Origin of the sequence: Paraburkholderia tropica (assembly GCF_014171495.1) — a bacterium.
In the GTDB taxonomy this organism is placed as follows: Bacteria; Pseudomonadota; Gammaproteobacteria; order Burkholderiales; family Burkholderiaceae; genus Paraburkholderia; species Paraburkholderia tropica.
This window is the reverse complement of the sequence record NZ_CP049137.1, coordinates 1,328,449-1,342,156: the sequence shown is the minus strand read 5'-3', so window position 1 is coordinate 1,342,156 and position 13,708 is coordinate 1,328,449. Positions and strand designations below refer to the sequence as shown.

General features: G+C 62.2%; 14 protein-coding genes. 11 read left to right on the top strand and 3 right to left on the bottom strand.

The window, feature by feature from the left end; genetic code table 11:
- The first annotated feature begins 5 nt into the window (after positions 1-5).
- From G5S35_RS36165 to G5S35_RS36150, 4 genes are all read left to right on the top strand, one after another.
- Positions 6-704 (top strand): winged helix-turn-helix domain-containing protein, encoded by a 699-nt coding sequence (locus G5S35_RS36165; protein ID WP_183040227.1) that lies wholly within the window; start codon positions 6-8, stop codon positions 702-704.
- Between the two features lie 168 nt (positions 705-872).
- Positions 873-1,130 (top strand): DUF4148 domain-containing protein, encoded by a 258-nt coding sequence (locus tag G5S35_RS36160; protein WP_080180410.1) that lies wholly within the window; start codon positions 873-875, stop codon positions 1,128-1,130.
- Between the two features lie 382 nt (positions 1,131-1,512).
- Positions 1,513-2,406: a type I 3-dehydroquinate dehydratase gene (aroD, locus tag G5S35_RS36155; RefSeq protein WP_183040226.1), complete on the top strand. Its 894-nt coding sequence runs from the start codon at positions 1,513-1,515 to the stop codon at positions 2,404-2,406.
- A 248-nt stretch (positions 2,407-2,654) separates the two neighbouring features.
- Entirely contained in the window at positions 2,655-3,863 is a 1,209-nt protein-coding gene (locus G5S35_RS36150) for a porin (RefSeq protein WP_065059229.1), read from the top strand.
- A gap of 52 nt (positions 3,864-3,915) precedes the next feature.
- On the opposite strand, the gene G5S35_RS36145 is transcribed toward G5S35_RS36150, so the two are convergent.
- Positions 3,916-4,584 carry a hypothetical protein gene (locus tag G5S35_RS36145; protein WP_231957503.1) on the bottom strand — a complete coding sequence of 223 codons (669 nt, stop codon included), beginning with the start codon at positions 4,582-4,584 and terminating at the stop codon, positions 3,916-3,918.
- Positions 4,585-4,826: 242 nt separating this feature from the next.
- A complete protein-coding gene (locus G5S35_RS36140) occupies positions 4,827-5,195 on the bottom strand; it encodes a hypothetical protein (protein ID WP_110328957.1) in 369 nt (122 codons plus the stop codon).
- A 525-nt stretch (positions 5,196-5,720) separates the two neighbouring features.
- Here G5S35_RS36140 and G5S35_RS36135 point away from each other — a divergent pair.
- The 3 genes from G5S35_RS36135 (at position 5,721) to G5S35_RS36125 (ending at position 7,936) form a co-directional block, all read left to right on the top strand.
- Positions 5,721-6,860, top strand: a complete 1,140-nt coding sequence (locus G5S35_RS36135; protein WP_065059232.1) for a porin — start codon at positions 5,721-5,723, stop codon at positions 6,858-6,860.
- Between the two features lie 398 nt (positions 6,861-7,258).
- Complete coding sequence (locus tag G5S35_RS39830; protein WP_237181842.1) at positions 7,259-7,537, top strand: type II toxin-antitoxin system Phd/YefM family antitoxin; 279 nt, start codon at positions 7,259-7,261, stop codon at positions 7,535-7,537.
- 9 nt (positions 7,538-7,546) lie between these two features.
- On the top strand, positions 7,547-7,936 hold the full coding sequence (locus tag G5S35_RS36125) for a type II toxin-antitoxin system VapC family toxin (protein ID WP_065059234.1): 390 nt from the start codon (positions 7,547-7,549) through the stop codon (positions 7,934-7,936).
- 84 nt (positions 7,937-8,020) lie between these two features.
- Here G5S35_RS36125 and G5S35_RS36120 read toward each other — a convergent pair whose 3' ends face one another.
- Entirely contained in the window at positions 8,021-9,088 is a 1,068-nt protein-coding gene (locus G5S35_RS36120) for a LacI family DNA-binding transcriptional regulator (RefSeq protein WP_065059235.1), read from the bottom strand.
- A gap of 295 nt (positions 9,089-9,383) precedes the next feature.
- Here G5S35_RS36120 and G5S35_RS36115 point away from each other — a divergent pair, with 295 nt between their 5' ends.
- From G5S35_RS36115 to G5S35_RS36100, 4 genes are all read left to right on the top strand, one after another.
- Positions 9,384-10,664: an extracellular solute-binding protein gene (locus G5S35_RS36115; protein ID WP_183040225.1), complete on the top strand. Its 1,281-nt coding sequence runs from the start codon at positions 9,384-9,386 to the stop codon at positions 10,662-10,664.
- A 119-nt stretch (positions 10,665-10,783) separates the two neighbouring features.
- Entirely contained in the window at positions 10,784-11,665 is an 882-nt protein-coding gene (locus tag G5S35_RS36110) for a carbohydrate ABC transporter permease (RefSeq protein WP_065059237.1), read from the top strand.
- A gap of 3 nt (positions 11,666-11,668) precedes the next feature.
- A complete protein-coding gene (locus G5S35_RS36105) occupies positions 11,669-12,520 on the top strand; it encodes a carbohydrate ABC transporter permease (RefSeq protein ID WP_074986847.1) in 852 nt (283 codons plus the stop codon).
- A gap of 43 nt (positions 12,521-12,563) precedes the next feature.
- Positions 12,564-13,694, top strand: a complete 1,131-nt coding sequence (locus G5S35_RS36100) for an ABC transporter ATP-binding protein (protein ID WP_065059239.1) — start codon at positions 12,564-12,566, stop codon at positions 13,692-13,694.
- Positions 13,695-13,708 lie beyond the last annotated feature (14 nt).

The following is a 13,708-nucleotide window of genomic DNA, read 5'->3' as shown; positions in this document are numbered from 1 at the left end:
AAGGTATGCGCATCCTTTGCATCGGCGTCGAGCGACGGCGGCGCTATCTCGCCAGGGCGCTGGAAGAATCGAATCACAGCGTCGTCGAACTCGACGGCCCCGATGACGCTGCCTGGCTCGCCGGCACCGACTATCTCGACGCGATTATCGCGCTGACGAACGGCGAGGCGGAGCACGTCGCCCGCACGCTTGCGGCGCGACCGAATCATACGGTGCTGGTGATCGTCGAGTCGCAGGCCACGACGGAAACGCGCGTCAAACTACTGGATTCCGGCGTGGATATCTGTTTCGACGAGCCCTGCGACTATGTCGAGTTGCACGCTCGCCTTCAGGCCATCACGCGCCCCGGCAGCCATACGATACAAACCGCGACCAATACAACGACGTCAGACAGTGCATCGCAACCCTTGCTCTCGCGCGCCACGCGCAGCCTGATTTGCAGCGATGGCAGCGCACTGCTGCTCCGTCGTCGCGAATATCTGCTGATGGATCGCTTGCTGCGCAATCCTGGTGAACCGGTTCGTCATGCCGAACTGGTCGATTATGTATTCGGCGAACTCGAGGTTGACCCGACATCACTACACCGGCTGGTGTCCAGATTGCGCGGCCGATTTGCGAAAGCCGGCGCGCCGGTGAAGCTCGTGGTCATTCCGCGTCTTGGTTATCGCGCCGACGTGGACGTGTCGCCCGAAAGCGCAGGCTGAAACCGGCGCAATGACGATTGCGTGGTCGCGATACCTAAATTATCTTTAACTTTTCGGGGGACTATCTGGCGAGCGGCGTCGGCTAGTCTAATGGTTCGAGTTCAGCGCGCTGCGCAACCTATAAAAAAGTCGATTATGAACCTCAAATCAAGCTTGCCTCATCTCGCGATGGCCCTCGTTGTATTCACGTCGAGCTTTGCCGCTTCTGCCGCGACGCATCTTTCGCATCAACAATGCCTGTCGTATCCGTTCAAGAAAACGGCCGGAGGCGTCACGCACGCCGATCTGATGAAAGAACTCGGCGAACTCGAAGCACGCGGCTATCAACCCGGCTCGGATAACGGTGTGTTTCCCGCCGACCTGAATACGGCGGAGCAAAAGCTCGCCGTCGACTATCGGCATGACTGCGTGGCCGCGCATCCGTAACACAGCGCTCACGCGCAGCGCATCGTTACGCGCGATGCTTCTCGCTCGCTTTAACGGTTCCGAACACACTTCCTAAAGAAAGCTTCATTTTTTGCGGCGCTGTTTCCGCGGCATGCTTGCTACGATACCGCTCGTTTTCTCGCGTGCGGCGTGGCGGAAACAGCGCAGCATGTCATGAATTCCCTCATACTCTGCGACGCGAACCGGATACCGGTGCGCTCTCGCGCACGCATGGCCACGTTCATGAACGACGCGGCGCAAACGCGATTCGGCCTCGGTTCATTTCTTCCTGACCTTCGTCTTTCTTCGCCTTGCCAGCCCGTCGCGCGCCGCGAGGTCCACGCCCGAGTACACCCGAATACATGACAAGGAGTTTGAAACGATGAAGATGCGCAAGACGGTGATTTCGCTTTCGATGTTGCTGGCGACCCAGGGGCTCGCAATGGTCACGACCGCGTCGGCGGCGACCAGCGCCCCGGCGGCAGCAGTCACACAACGGCATGCCGAGCCGATCACCATCCGCAACGTCGTGATCGGCCAGGGTGCACCGAAGATCATCGTTCCGACCACGGGTTCGACGGCCGACGACGTGCTGGCTCAGGCGCGCGCGATTGGCAGCAACCCCGATGTCGATATCATCGAGTATCGCGTCGACTATCTGGACTTCGATACCGACGCCACGCGCGTCGCCGGACTGGGCAAGCAGGTCGCGGCCGTGGCGAACGGCAAGCCGCTCATTCTCACGTTCCGCACCAAGGCCGAAGGCGGTGCGAAGGCAATCAGCGACAAACAATACGGCGATCTGTATCTGGCGTTGATCAAGGCGCATTTCATCGATATTCTCGACGTTGAAATGTTCCGTGATCCGGGCGTCGTGCGCGAAGTTGTGGCGGCTGCACACGCGGCCGGGATCAAGGTCGTGATGTCGAGCCACGACTTCAAGAAAACCCCGTCGACAGACGAAATCATTTCGCGGCTGCGCAAGCAGGACAAGATGGGCGCGGACATTCTCAAGATCGCCGTCATGCCGCATAACGCCGCTGACGTGCTGAAACTGCTCGACGCCACCGAACAGATTCGCGATCACTATTCCCGCAAGCCGCTGCTGACCATGTCGATGGGCGGTCTTGGTGCGGTCTCGCGTTTCTCGGGCGAAGTGTTCGGCTCGGATCTGACCTTCGGCATGATCGGCCAGGCGTCAGCGCCGGGCCAGGTCGATGCAAAATCGCTGCGCCAGGTGCTCAATACCATCGATACGGCTGCGAGCGGCAAGTAATCCGCACGACGATCGCCGAGCAAGCTACGTAACGCATGCCGTCACAAGACGGCTGCGCTGGCTGCTCACCCTGAAACGCGCGCACCGCGCTATTGAGCGGTGCGCGCGGTTTCTATTCAGGTTTCGGTATTCGTCTGGAGAATCTTCCGGACAAATGCCGCATCAAAGCAGCATTCATGCATAGAACAGAGAATCGCATTGTTAACTACGGACTCCATAGCATTGTTCTGTGCGCATCACCCCATCGAATGAAACAGAACAATTCCTTTTTGGGTGCATCGGCCAGCGCTTTGCTCGCCGTTGCCGCCGTGGCATCACCGTCCGCGCACGCGCAAAGCAGCCTCACGTTCTACGGCGTGGCCGACGACGCCATCAGCTATGTCAACAATCAGCACGGTCACGCGAATCTCTATCTTCGCCAGGGCAATCTGTACGCTTCGAAATTCGGCCTGAAAGGCGATGAGATGCTCGGCGGCGGCACGCACGCTATTTTCGTGCTGGAATCGGGCTTCGATTTGAATGAAGGCGAAGCGGCTTCGAGCGGTTCGATATTCAATCGACAGGCCTACGTGGGCCTTTCCAACGACCGTTACGGCACCGGCACGCTTGGTCGTCAATACACGCCTTATTTCCTGTTCGTGGGGCCGCTTTCGTCGGTCGGTTCGCTGACCGGCGCGGCGGGCGCGCATCCCGGCGACCTCGATGGCATGGACACGACCGTGCGCGCGAGCAACGCGGCCCTGTACGTGTCGCCGCAATGGCATGGCTTGCAGGCAGCGGGTATGTATGCGTTGGGTGGCGTGGCGGGGAGCATCGGCAGCGGCCAGACGATGAGCGTCGCGCTGCGCTATGCGCACGGACCGCTCGCGCTCGCCGCCGGTTATCTGCGCATGGATAACGCGCTCACCAGCACGGCAAACACGGAAGGCAGCACGAGCGCCGCATTCGATTCGACATCGACCGGCTCGTTCGGCGTCTCCGAGGTGAATCAGGGCTACGTCACGGCGCGATCGATGCGCGATGTCGCCATGGCAGGCAGCTTCACCTTCGGCCCGACGCGCGTGGGATTGATGTATTCCAACGTGCGCTATTTGCCCGGCGCGCGTTCGCTTTTCGCGGACACGGCTTCGTTCAATACGTACGGTGCATTTGCGCGCTGGCAAGTCGAGGCGGACGTCAATCTGGCGGCGGGCGTCTCGTACACGATGGCCTCGAAAGGTAATGGTGTCGCGCATGCCGCGCGCTATGCGCAGCTTTCGTTGAAGCAGGGTTATCGGCTTTCCAAGCGCACCGAACTCTACGCGCTCGAAGCGTGGCAGCACGCGAGCGGCCAGACGCTGGACAGCACGGGGCAAGTGGTGAACGCCGCCCCGGCCGTCGGCGATTCGCAAAACCTCACGGGATCATCGACACCTACGCAGATCGTCGCCATGCTTGGCATCGATATGTCGTTCTGATTGCCGATGCAATATGTGGCGAGGCCCGCATGCGTGAAGCCTCGCCCTATTTTTAATTGAAGCGATACGTCAATGCGATCTGCGCAACCGGATACCAGTGATAGCGCGTGATCTTGTCGCTGAACTTCTGTTCTTCGTTGGCGATATCCTGCTGCGAGACATACGGATCGTAAATCGACGGCACGTCGTACGACACACGCGGACGGCCATACGCTACGCCCAGGTCGAACGAGAAGCCCAGACCGAGTGCCGGCTTCTTGTGACCATAACCAATGCCGATATACGGCATCACGTGCGGCAGCGTTGCTTTCGCGGTTGGCGAAGGACCGAGCGCCGGCACTGTCTGGCCGCCGATCTGATAGTTACCTTGCGCGTTCGGCGAAAGCGTTGCCGAAAGCGAGTCCGCGTTGAAGAGGGCGCCCGCGGTCAACCGGAACGCGCTCGACGCGAACGGATACAGATCGAGATAGGTGCCGCCCTGTGCGAGCGTGAGGTGCCCGTCGTAGCGGTTATCGTCGACTGTCACGGTGTGACTCAGGCCGAATCCCGCTGCTTCTGCGTGCATGCCGAAATGCGGGCCCAGATTGATCGCGCCGCCGAGACCTGCGCCGAGCGTGCCCCCCGTCACATACACTTCCTGCGCCTGCACGGCCGCCGCTCCCAAAATCGCCGCGCCCATTACTGTCGCGCGCAGCGCCCAACCCATATTTACCGAAGTCACTGCCTTTCTCCCTGAAACCGGGAAACGCTCGCTATGGGTTCCCCGACGGCTTCGACTTTACGGTTCATCCGCACTATTCAATTGCACGAGATGCGGGCATTTGGCATCGCAAATCAAAATGCATTCGCAGACATTCGATTCCTCGCCATGGCCCCGATTTTCGCGTTCTAATACAGGCGGTAAAAGCGGTAAATATTTCGTTGATCAGACGATTTTAACGGGGCAGGATTTTCACACACGCTTCAATTGAACGGGGTGCACAACCGCTCGATCGGCGCGATCACCAGCACGCACGTGGAGAATGCAATGAGTGCCAGAAACAGCACGGAGCAGGAGGCGGCGCACCACGCAATAAAGCGCTGGGAGTCGTGCTTGTCCGGCGAAAGCGACACGGTCCGGCGCCACGCGCGACCGGCCGCGATTGCCAGCGCAAGCGCGATAACGAACGCACAGGCTGACGCCACCCCCACAATGCCCTCGACGTGAGGCCAGGGCATGTCGGCGTGGCGCTGGATGCCGTCGCCGCATGCTGCGGAGACGAGCGTGACCGCCAGCGCAAGTTGCAGCACCCAGAGCAGCGGCGCACCGACCAGGCCGAGCCAGATGGCCACGCGCAGCGGGCGAAGGGACGCGGAAGCCGGGGCCGGCCCCGGCGCGGACGAATGTCGATTCATCGCAGAGAGAGAAGGGTGGGCGGGGTGGCGCACATGCGCCGCTGTACTTCAGCCCGCAGAAGCCATGCCCGCCAGCGTCGCGTTAGCGCGACACCCACCTTTAACGTTAAGCGCGACCGTCCGGTCGGTAACACGGTGGAACGCGTTTCCACCGCGGTTTGCACACGTGTGTAACGCTGGCGCGCCCGCGTCGCGCCACGCTGCGACCGGCTTCGCCGCCGGATCTGACCACATGACATGGCCATAACGTTAGCGCTAGCGCAACTCCCGAGTGGAAACAACGTTAGAACTGGGGCGCATTTTCCCTGGCGCTTGAGGCCGCCGCGAGCGCGCGGGGCGTTTTTATAATCGGCTCCCGAAGTGCAAGGGGCCTGAGCCTCGCGCATTTCGGGTCGCTGCGCCGGCAAGCCCCACGAAGCCGGGACGTGGTTTGGAGACACACGCAAAAAGATAGGATACCTGATGAAAGAGAAGCTGATTGGCCTCGCCGTGCTGGCTGCGGTATCGTCCGCCGCCCAGGCGCAAAGCCAAGTCACCTTGTACGGCCGTATCGACAACGGCATTCAGTACGAAACAGGTCTGCCGGGCAACAAGAACGCCGTGAGCGCCGAAAGCGGCGACTGGGGTTGTTCGTGGTTCGGCCTCGAAGGCTCCGAAGATCTCGGCGCGGGCACGAAGGCGATCTTCAAGCTCGAAGGCCAGCTCAACACGCAGACGGGCCAGTCGGCGGGCGCGCTGTTCGGCCGTCACGCGATCGTCGGTTTCGACAACGACCGCTACGGTACCTTCAAGATGGGTAATCTCGGCGCGGGCGAAATCTCGCAGGACAGTTGGGGCGCAGACCCGCAACTGATGCAGCGTTACGCAATCGCGACGCTGGTGCGCGGCCGCAACTGGGCGAGCGCCTCGAACGGCTTCGAATACCAGACGCCGAGTTGGGGCGGCTTCTACATGCGCGGCCAGTACGCGCTGACCAACAACACCAAGTGGAACGCGGCCTCGACGCCCACGGGGCAGGGCCGCACGGACGGCATCGAAGCGGTCTATTCGTACGGCCTCGGCGATTTCCGCGTGATCTACGACGAAGTGCGCGGCGCAGACGGCACGTTCAACGACGTCTATCAGCACTCGCGCTCGATCCTCGCGGGCGGCACGCTGGTGTTCGGCCCGGTCAAGTTCTACGCGGGCTATCAGCATCTGAGCGCGCCGAACGCGACCAACGCGAGCGTGGGCGTGACCGATGCTTCGCAGCCTGGCGGCGTATCCGCACCGACGGCGGTCGATCACGAATGGATCGGCGCAGCCTGGCAGATCAACGCGGCGGCGGCCATCACGGCGGCGGTCTTCCACGCCAACGCCAACAAGGGCAACGGTAACGCCACGCTCTATACGCTGGGCGGCACGTACAACCTGTCGAAGCGCACTTTCCTCTACACGGAAGCGGGCTACGTGCATAACAGCTCGACGTCGAATATCAACCTCGGCAACGGTTCGTACGGCAACAACGACTACGATCCGACCACGGGCTCGTCGGCGAACGGCAATCCGAATTACGGGCAGGGCCAGTTCGGCGTGTTCGCGGGCGTCATGCATCTGTTCTGATTCGGGCGGAACAGACGCAGTCTGCGGCAGCAACCGCAATTTCCATGCAGTATCCAGTGAGTTCTCAGCAGTAGCGAGTCGTATGGACAGGCCCGGCCGGACGTTGGTCCGGGCCGCGCCGGCGTGGTCAAACTCCTCCACCCTGACACGCCGGCGTCCTTTTTTTCAGCCTCCGCTTCAAAGCCGGGTGTTTTCCGTTTCATCGCTATTTCCCGCGTATCCACGCATTCCGGGGTCGGCGCGCACTCGGGAAACCCCGCGTTCATCCGCCCTTGAATGTCGCCCGACGACCATGCTATCTTGCCGACGTTAGCGATAACGTCCACGGCGCGCGACGTCTCGCAATGCGACTCCTACAAAACTACAGCGCGCCGATCACGATGGGTGGAGATCCTTCAATGGAAAAACGGGTATCGAAAGCGATGTTCAAGGCGAAAGCCTGCGAACTGTTCCGGCAAGTCGAAATGCTCGGCGAAAGCGTGGTGGTGACCGACCGCGGCCAGCCGACCATCGAAATACGTCCCTATCGCGCGAAGCGCAAGAGTCCGCTCGACTCGCTGCGCGCGGCCATCGTTCATTGCGATTTCAACGCGCCGGTCGATGCGCGCGTCGATGCACTGAGCGAGGCCGTGGGCGAGGGCGCGAGCACGCGTCGCGCGTCGCCCGTCGGCAAATAAGATGCGGCCATGGTCACGCTCGACACCTGCGCGCTCGTCTACTGGCTGCGCGACGACAAGGCGCTGAGCGAGCCCGCGCGCACGGCCATCGACGGCGCGCTGGAAAACGGCGAGGTGCTGATCTCGACGATCAGCGTGCTGGAACTGGCGCAATTCGTGGAAAACGGCCGGCTCGCCTTGTCGATGGATACGCGGCGCTGGCTCGCCACGCTCGCGTCGATCGAAGGCGTGCGCATGGTGCCCGTCGATACCGCGATCGCGGTGCGTGCCACCACGCTGTCGCCGGAATTGCCGTCATCGCAGCGGCTTGTTGCCGCCACGGCGCGCACGCTCGGCGTGCCGCTCGTCACGCCCGACGCACGCGTGCGCGCGCTCACGCATCTCGACACCATCTGGTGAAAGGCAGCGCAAATAAAGGCCTCAACGCAAAAAGCGGCGCGCGTTATCCGAAGATAATGCGCGCCGCTTTCTATTCAATCACCGTTACGCTTTCGCGCGTTGACGCCCCACACGCCGTGCAGCTTCCGCAGGCCGCCGCGCGGCAGCAGGAGCTTGCGCCGTGGACTGGCGCACCACCAGCTCGGCGGGGAAGGTCGTGCGCTGCGCGACCGCGTCGCTGCCCGCGATCTGCGCGAGCAGCGCATTGACCGCCGAACTCGACATCTGCTGAAACGGTTGACGCACCGTGGTGAGCGCGGGATGAAACTGCTCGGCCATCGGGATATCGTCGAAACCGATCACGGAGATATCGTCGGGCACGCGCAGACCCGCCTCGCGCGCGGCTGCAATCGCGCCAAACGCGCTCTGGTCGTTGGCCGTAAAAATGGCCGTGGGCGGATCGGGCAGGTTGACCAGCCCGGTCGCCACTTCGAAGGCGGTCATCTGTGAAAGATCGCCGGTCACGACGAGCGCCGGATCGAGCTCGATGCCGTGGCGCACCAGTGTGTCGTGATAGCCGCGCTGCCGGTCGCGCACGCCTTCGATCGCCTCGTCGCCGCCGAGAAACGCAATGCGCTTGTGGCCGAGCGACACAAGATGCTCGACCGCCATGCGCGCGCCGCCGTAATTGTCGACCGACACCGAAGGGAAGCGATTGAGCGTGCCGCGCTGATCGACCACCACGACCGGCACGTGCGCGGTGGCGAGCGCATCGAGGCACATGGTCTCGCGCGGCAGGATCACCAGCAGACCATCGGAAAACTGGCGCACGAGCTTGATGAGTTCCTGATGCGAGTGACTGTCGTCTGACACCGTGTAGACGAGCACTTCGCAACCGGCCGCACGCGCGGCGCGGCCCGCACCCAGAATCAGCTCGCTCGAGAACTGCGTGTCGAGCGTGGGCGTCATGATGCCGATGATGCCGTTGCGTCCGCCCGAGAGCTTCTGGGCGGTGCGATTGACGACGTAACCGATGTCGGACGCGATACGCAGCACTTCGTCGCGCGTTTCTCGCGACACGCCCGGACGCCCGTTGAGCGCACGCGATGCGGTCATCTGCGACACGCCGGCCAGCCTCGCGACGTCGGCCAGCGTGGGATTTTGCTTGGTCATGCGACTAGCTTGTTATGAAAGAGTGAGGCGGCGCGACACGAACCGCAACTGGGCAGGTCTTGGTAACGCTAGCGTTACAGTGGAAATGATTCTAGCAGAACCGCGCAGCGCGACACTTCAGGCACGCACAGGCCGTGCAGCAAGCGTTGTACGGAAACGTCGCTCAACCATTGCCCGTGGCGTAGTTCGAGGGTTAACACTGTCTGGCGAGCCTGTAACGTTACGACTACGATCCTGTAACGTTAAGGCTAACGTTAAGCGGTCGCAAACAAAACCAACGACAGGAGACACCAAGATGGCGTACGCGGTGGTAGCGAAAACGACGCGCGCGGCGGTGCTGTTCGCCGCACTCGCGGCGGCGGGCGTGGTGCACGCGCAGGACGCGAAAGTGATCACGACGTGGGATCAGCAGACCAATGCCAGTTCCAGCAAGATCCTGCGCGACGCGTCCGACCGCTTCGAGCAGAAAAACCCGGGCTACAAGGTCGAAAACTCGCACATCCTGAACGACGCTTACAAGACCAAGCTGAAAGTGGCGTTCGGTGCGAATCAGCCGCCTTGCGTGTTCGAATCGTGGGGCGGCGGCACGCTCAACGAATATGTGAAGGCCGGCCAGATCGCTGACCTCACGCCGTATCTGCAGAAAGACCCCGCGTATCGCGATCGATTCTTGCCCGCCTCCTGGAAATCCGTGACTTTCGACGGCAAGACCTATGGCGTTGCGGCCGAAAACGCCTCGGCCGCCGTGATCTTCTATAACAAGGACCTGTTCAGGCAATACGGCCTCAAGGCGCCCGCTACGTGGGACGAACTAATGCACGTGGTGCAGGTGCTCAAGTCCCACGACATCGCGCCATTCGCGCTCGCAAACAAGAACAAGTGGACGGGCTCGATGTACTACATGTATCTCGTCGATCGCATCGGCGGCCCGGACGTCGTGCGCGGCGCGGTGGAAGGCGGTGGCAAAGGCTTCGGCGACCCGGCCTTCGTGGAGGCGGGCAAGTACATTCAGGATCTCGTGAAAGCGGGCGCGTTCGCGCAGGGCTACAACGGCCTCGATTACGATGTGGGCGCCTCGCGCCGCCTGCTGTATTCGGGCCGCGCCGCGATGGAACTGATGGGCGGCTGGGAAGCCTCGACCATCGCCAATGAAAATCCCGCCTTCTCGGCCAAGCTCGACTTCTTCCCGTTCCCGAGCGTGCCGGGCGGCAAGGGCGATCCGCGCGACGTGATCGGCACGGTCGGCGACGGCTTCCTCAGCATTTCGAGCGCGTGCAAATATCCCGATCAGGCGTTCAAGCTGATTCAGTCGCTCACCGACGACGAGTCGATGCGCGCACGCGTGACCGATCACAAGGTGCCGCCGATCAAGGACGTGGCGATTCCCGATCCGTTCCTCAAGCGTCTGCAGGCGCTCATCGTGCAGGCGCCGAATGTGCAGCTCTGGTACGACCAGGCGCTGCCGCCGCGGCTGGGCGAAATGCACAAGGACACGACCCAGGCGCTGTTCGGCCTCTCGGTCACCCCGCAGGCCGCCGCGCAGCAAATGGAAGCCGCGTCGAAGTCGGGCGGCTGATTCACGCTATTACGATTCGCTATCCTGATCAATTTATCTTTAAGACCGGCGCGTTCGCGAGAGCGTCGCCGGCAGAACGCTCCGTGAATATCGCACTTTCCGCCGTTCCAGAACGCCGCTTGCGATTCTCCGCGCAGTGGCTCGTTGCCGCCACCTTTCTCGCGCCCGCGGTGGTGCTGCTCGCCGTTTTTCTGCTTTATCCGCTCGTTTCCAGCTTGCGGCTTTCCCTGCTCGACTGGAACGGACTCGGCAGCAACGCGCGTTTCGTGGGGCTGTCCAACTGGGCCAAGCTCGCGCACGATGCCGTGTTCTGGCAATCGCTCGCGAACAATGCGCTGCTCGCCGCCGCATCGATCGTGGTGGAGTTGCCGATTGCGCTCGCGCTCGCCGTCATGCTTGAAAAAGCGGGGCGCGGCTCGCGTCTGCTCAAGATTCTTTATTTCCTGCCGCTGCTGATGTCGAGTGTCGCGATCGGCGTGCTGTTCAAGAACGTCTACGATCCGAACTTCGGCCCGCTCAACGCGGCGCTGCATGGACTCGGACTCGACGCGCTCGCGCAGGACTGGCTCGGCGACCCGCATCTGTCGCTCGGCTCGACCATCGCCGTGATCTGCTGGCAGAACACGCCGTTCTACATGATCCTGTTTCTCGCGGGTCTTTCTTCGTTGCCGCAGGAAATCGCGGAAGCTGCGCGGCTCGACGGCGCCTCCGAATGGACCATTTTCTGGCGCATCAAGCTGCCGCATCTGCAAGGCACCGTGCGCACCGCCGTGCTGCTGTCCGTCCTGGGTTCGCTGCGCTATTTCGATCTGATCTACGTGATGACGGGTGGCGGTCCCGAAGGCTCGTCCGAACTCATGGCGACGTATATGTACCGCACCGTGTTCAGTTCGTTCCAGCTCGGCTACGGCAGCACCATCGGCTCGGCGATGTTCCTCATCGTGTGCACGGTGGCGGCGATTTCGCTGCGCTTCACGCGTCGTTACGCAACGGAGGTTTAAGCGATGTCGACGCTCCCGCATCAACGCGCATTCAGTCTGCGCAAGCTCCGCGTGGGTGTGCCGCTGCTCGCGCTGATCTGGCTGGCCGTCACGACGGTGCCGTTCATCTTCGTGGTGGCCACGAGTCTGAAAACGCAGGACGAAACCTTCTCCTCGCCGGTCTGGGCCTTGCCGAAACATCTGTATGTCGGCAACTACGCGGCCGTACTCGGAGGCCCGTATTTCACCTACTTCCGCAACAGCCTGTTCGTCGTGGGCGTGTCCGTGGTACTGATCGTGATCGTGAGCGCGATGGCCGCCTATGCGTTCGCGCGCCTGCGCTTCACGTTCAACAAGACCCTGTTCGCGCTCGTGGTTGCAGGGATGATCGTGCCGCTGCACGCCACGCTCGTGCCGATCTATCTGCTCACGCGCAATCTCGGCCTTTACGACACGCCGTTCGCGCTGCTCGGGCCATATGTCGCGTTGAGCCTGCCCGTGTCGATTTTCATCCTCACGGAATTCATGCGGCAGATTCCACGCGAACTCGAAGAAGCCGCGCAACTCGACGGCTGCGGCCCGTTCGGCATCTTCTGGCGCGTGTTCTTTCCGTTGTCCGGCCCAGGCCTCGCGACGGTGGCGATCTACAACGGCATTGGCCTGTGGAACGAATTCATCTTCGCCTACATGCTCACCTCCACCTCCGAGCATCGCACGCTGCCGCTCGCGGTATGGGATTTTCAGGGCCAGTATTCGTCGAACGTACCTGCGATGCTCGCCGTCGTCACGCTGACTTCGCTGCCGTTGATCGTGGCGTACGCCTTTGGTCAGGAACGCGTGATCAAGGGGATGATGGCCGGCTCGCTCAAAGGCTGACGCACCGTTTAAACCGAACCGACACCGACACCGACATCACGACATGGCAAGCATCTCTCTCGCAAACGTACAGAAGTCTTATGCAAACGGTCAGGCGGTGATTCGCAACGCGCAGCTCGAAGTGGGGAAGAACGAGTTCTGCGTGTTTCTCGGACCGTCCGGATGCGGAAAATCCACGCTGCTGCGCATGATTGCAGGCCTCGAATCGATCAGTAACGGCGAGTTGCGTATCGACGGCCAGCGCATGAATGACGTTGCGCCCGCGCAGCGTCGCGTGGCGATGGTGTTTCAGAATTACGCGCTTTATCCGCACATGAGCGTGTACGAAAACATGGCGTTCGGCCTGCGCCAGGCGAAGATCGATAAAGCGCTCATCGATACGAAAGTGCGCCGTGCCGCCGCCGCGCTGCAACTCGACGCGTTGCTCGAACGCCGTCCCGCAGCGCTGTCCGGCGGACAGCGTCAGCGCGTGGCGATTGGCCGGGCCATCGTGCGCGAGCCGGGCGTATTTCTGTTCGACGAACCGCTTTCGAATCTCGATGCCGCGCTGCGCGTGCAGACCCGCACCGAGATCGCGCGCCTGCATCGCGAGTTCCGTGAAGCGAGCGCCGTGTATGTCACGCACGACCAGGTCGAGGCGATGGCGCTGGCCGACCGCATCGTACTGCTGCAGGCGGGCACGGAGATGGAGCGGCACGGCAGCATCGCGCAGGTGGGCGCGCCGCTCGATCTCTATCACCATCCCCGCAGCCGCTTCGTGGCGGGTTTCATCGGCTCGCCGAAGATGAACTTCTTTGCGGGAACGATCACGAGCGCGGACGTGGGCGGCGTGCACGTCACGCTGGATAGCGGCGAGCGCGTGCTCGCGCGCGTCGAACCCGGCCACGCAAGTGTCGGTATGAAGGTGACGCTCGGTATTCGCCCGGAGCATCTGCGTCTCGCCGACTCCGTGCGCAACGCGCCTACACTCGCCTGTCGCGTACGGCTCGTCGAGCGTATGGGCGAGCACAGCTATGTGCATCTCGTTCAGCCACGCGCGGGTTCTGCCACGCTGATCGCCAAGCTGCCCGGCGACAGTGCGCTGGCCTTCGATGAGAACGTGACGATCGCGCTGCCGCCCGAAGCCTGCCATCTGTTCGACGATCGGGACATGGCGTTCAAGCGCATGCATTGATCGTTGCGTGCGGG

Excerpts from the sequence above, each read along its gene's own strand:
- G5S35_RS36115 (WP_183040225.1), top strand. The coding sequence starts at position 9,384 with ATGGCGTACGCGGTGGTAGCGAAAACGACGCGCGCGGCGGTGCTGTTC.
- G5S35_RS36105 (WP_074986847.1), top strand. The coding sequence starts at position 11,669 with ATGTCGACGCTCCCGCATCAACGCGCATTCAGTCTGCGCAAGCTCCGC.
- G5S35_RS36100 (WP_065059239.1), top strand. The coding sequence starts at position 12,564 with ATGGCAAGCATCTCTCTCGCAAACGTACAGAAGTCTTATGCAAACGGT.
- G5S35_RS36165 (WP_183040227.1), top strand. The coding sequence starts at position 6 with ATGCGCATCCTTTGCATCGGCGTCGAGCGACGGCGGCGCTATCTCGCC.
- G5S35_RS36135 (WP_065059232.1), top strand. The coding sequence starts at position 5,721 with ATGAAAGAGAAGCTGATTGGCCTCGCCGTGCTGGCTGCGGTATCGTCC.
- G5S35_RS36120 (WP_065059235.1), bottom strand. The coding sequence starts at position 9,088 with ATGACCAAGCAAAATCCCACGCTGGCCGACGTCGCGAGGCTGGCCGGC.
- aroD (WP_183040226.1), top strand. The coding sequence starts at position 1,513 with ATGAAGATGCGCAAGACGGTGATTTCGCTTTCGATGTTGCTGGCGACC.
- G5S35_RS36150 (WP_065059229.1), top strand. The coding sequence starts at position 2,655 with ATGAAACAGAACAATTCCTTTTTGGGTGCATCGGCCAGCGCTTTGCTC.
- G5S35_RS39830 (WP_237181842.1), top strand. The coding sequence starts at position 7,259 with ATGGAAAAACGGGTATCGAAAGCGATGTTCAAGGCGAAAGCCTGCGAA.
- G5S35_RS36125 (WP_065059234.1), top strand. The coding sequence starts at position 7,547 with ATGGTCACGCTCGACACCTGCGCGCTCGTCTACTGGCTGCGCGACGAC.
- G5S35_RS36160 (WP_080180410.1), top strand. The coding sequence starts at position 873 with ATGGCCCTCGTTGTATTCACGTCGAGCTTTGCCGCTTCTGCCGCGACG.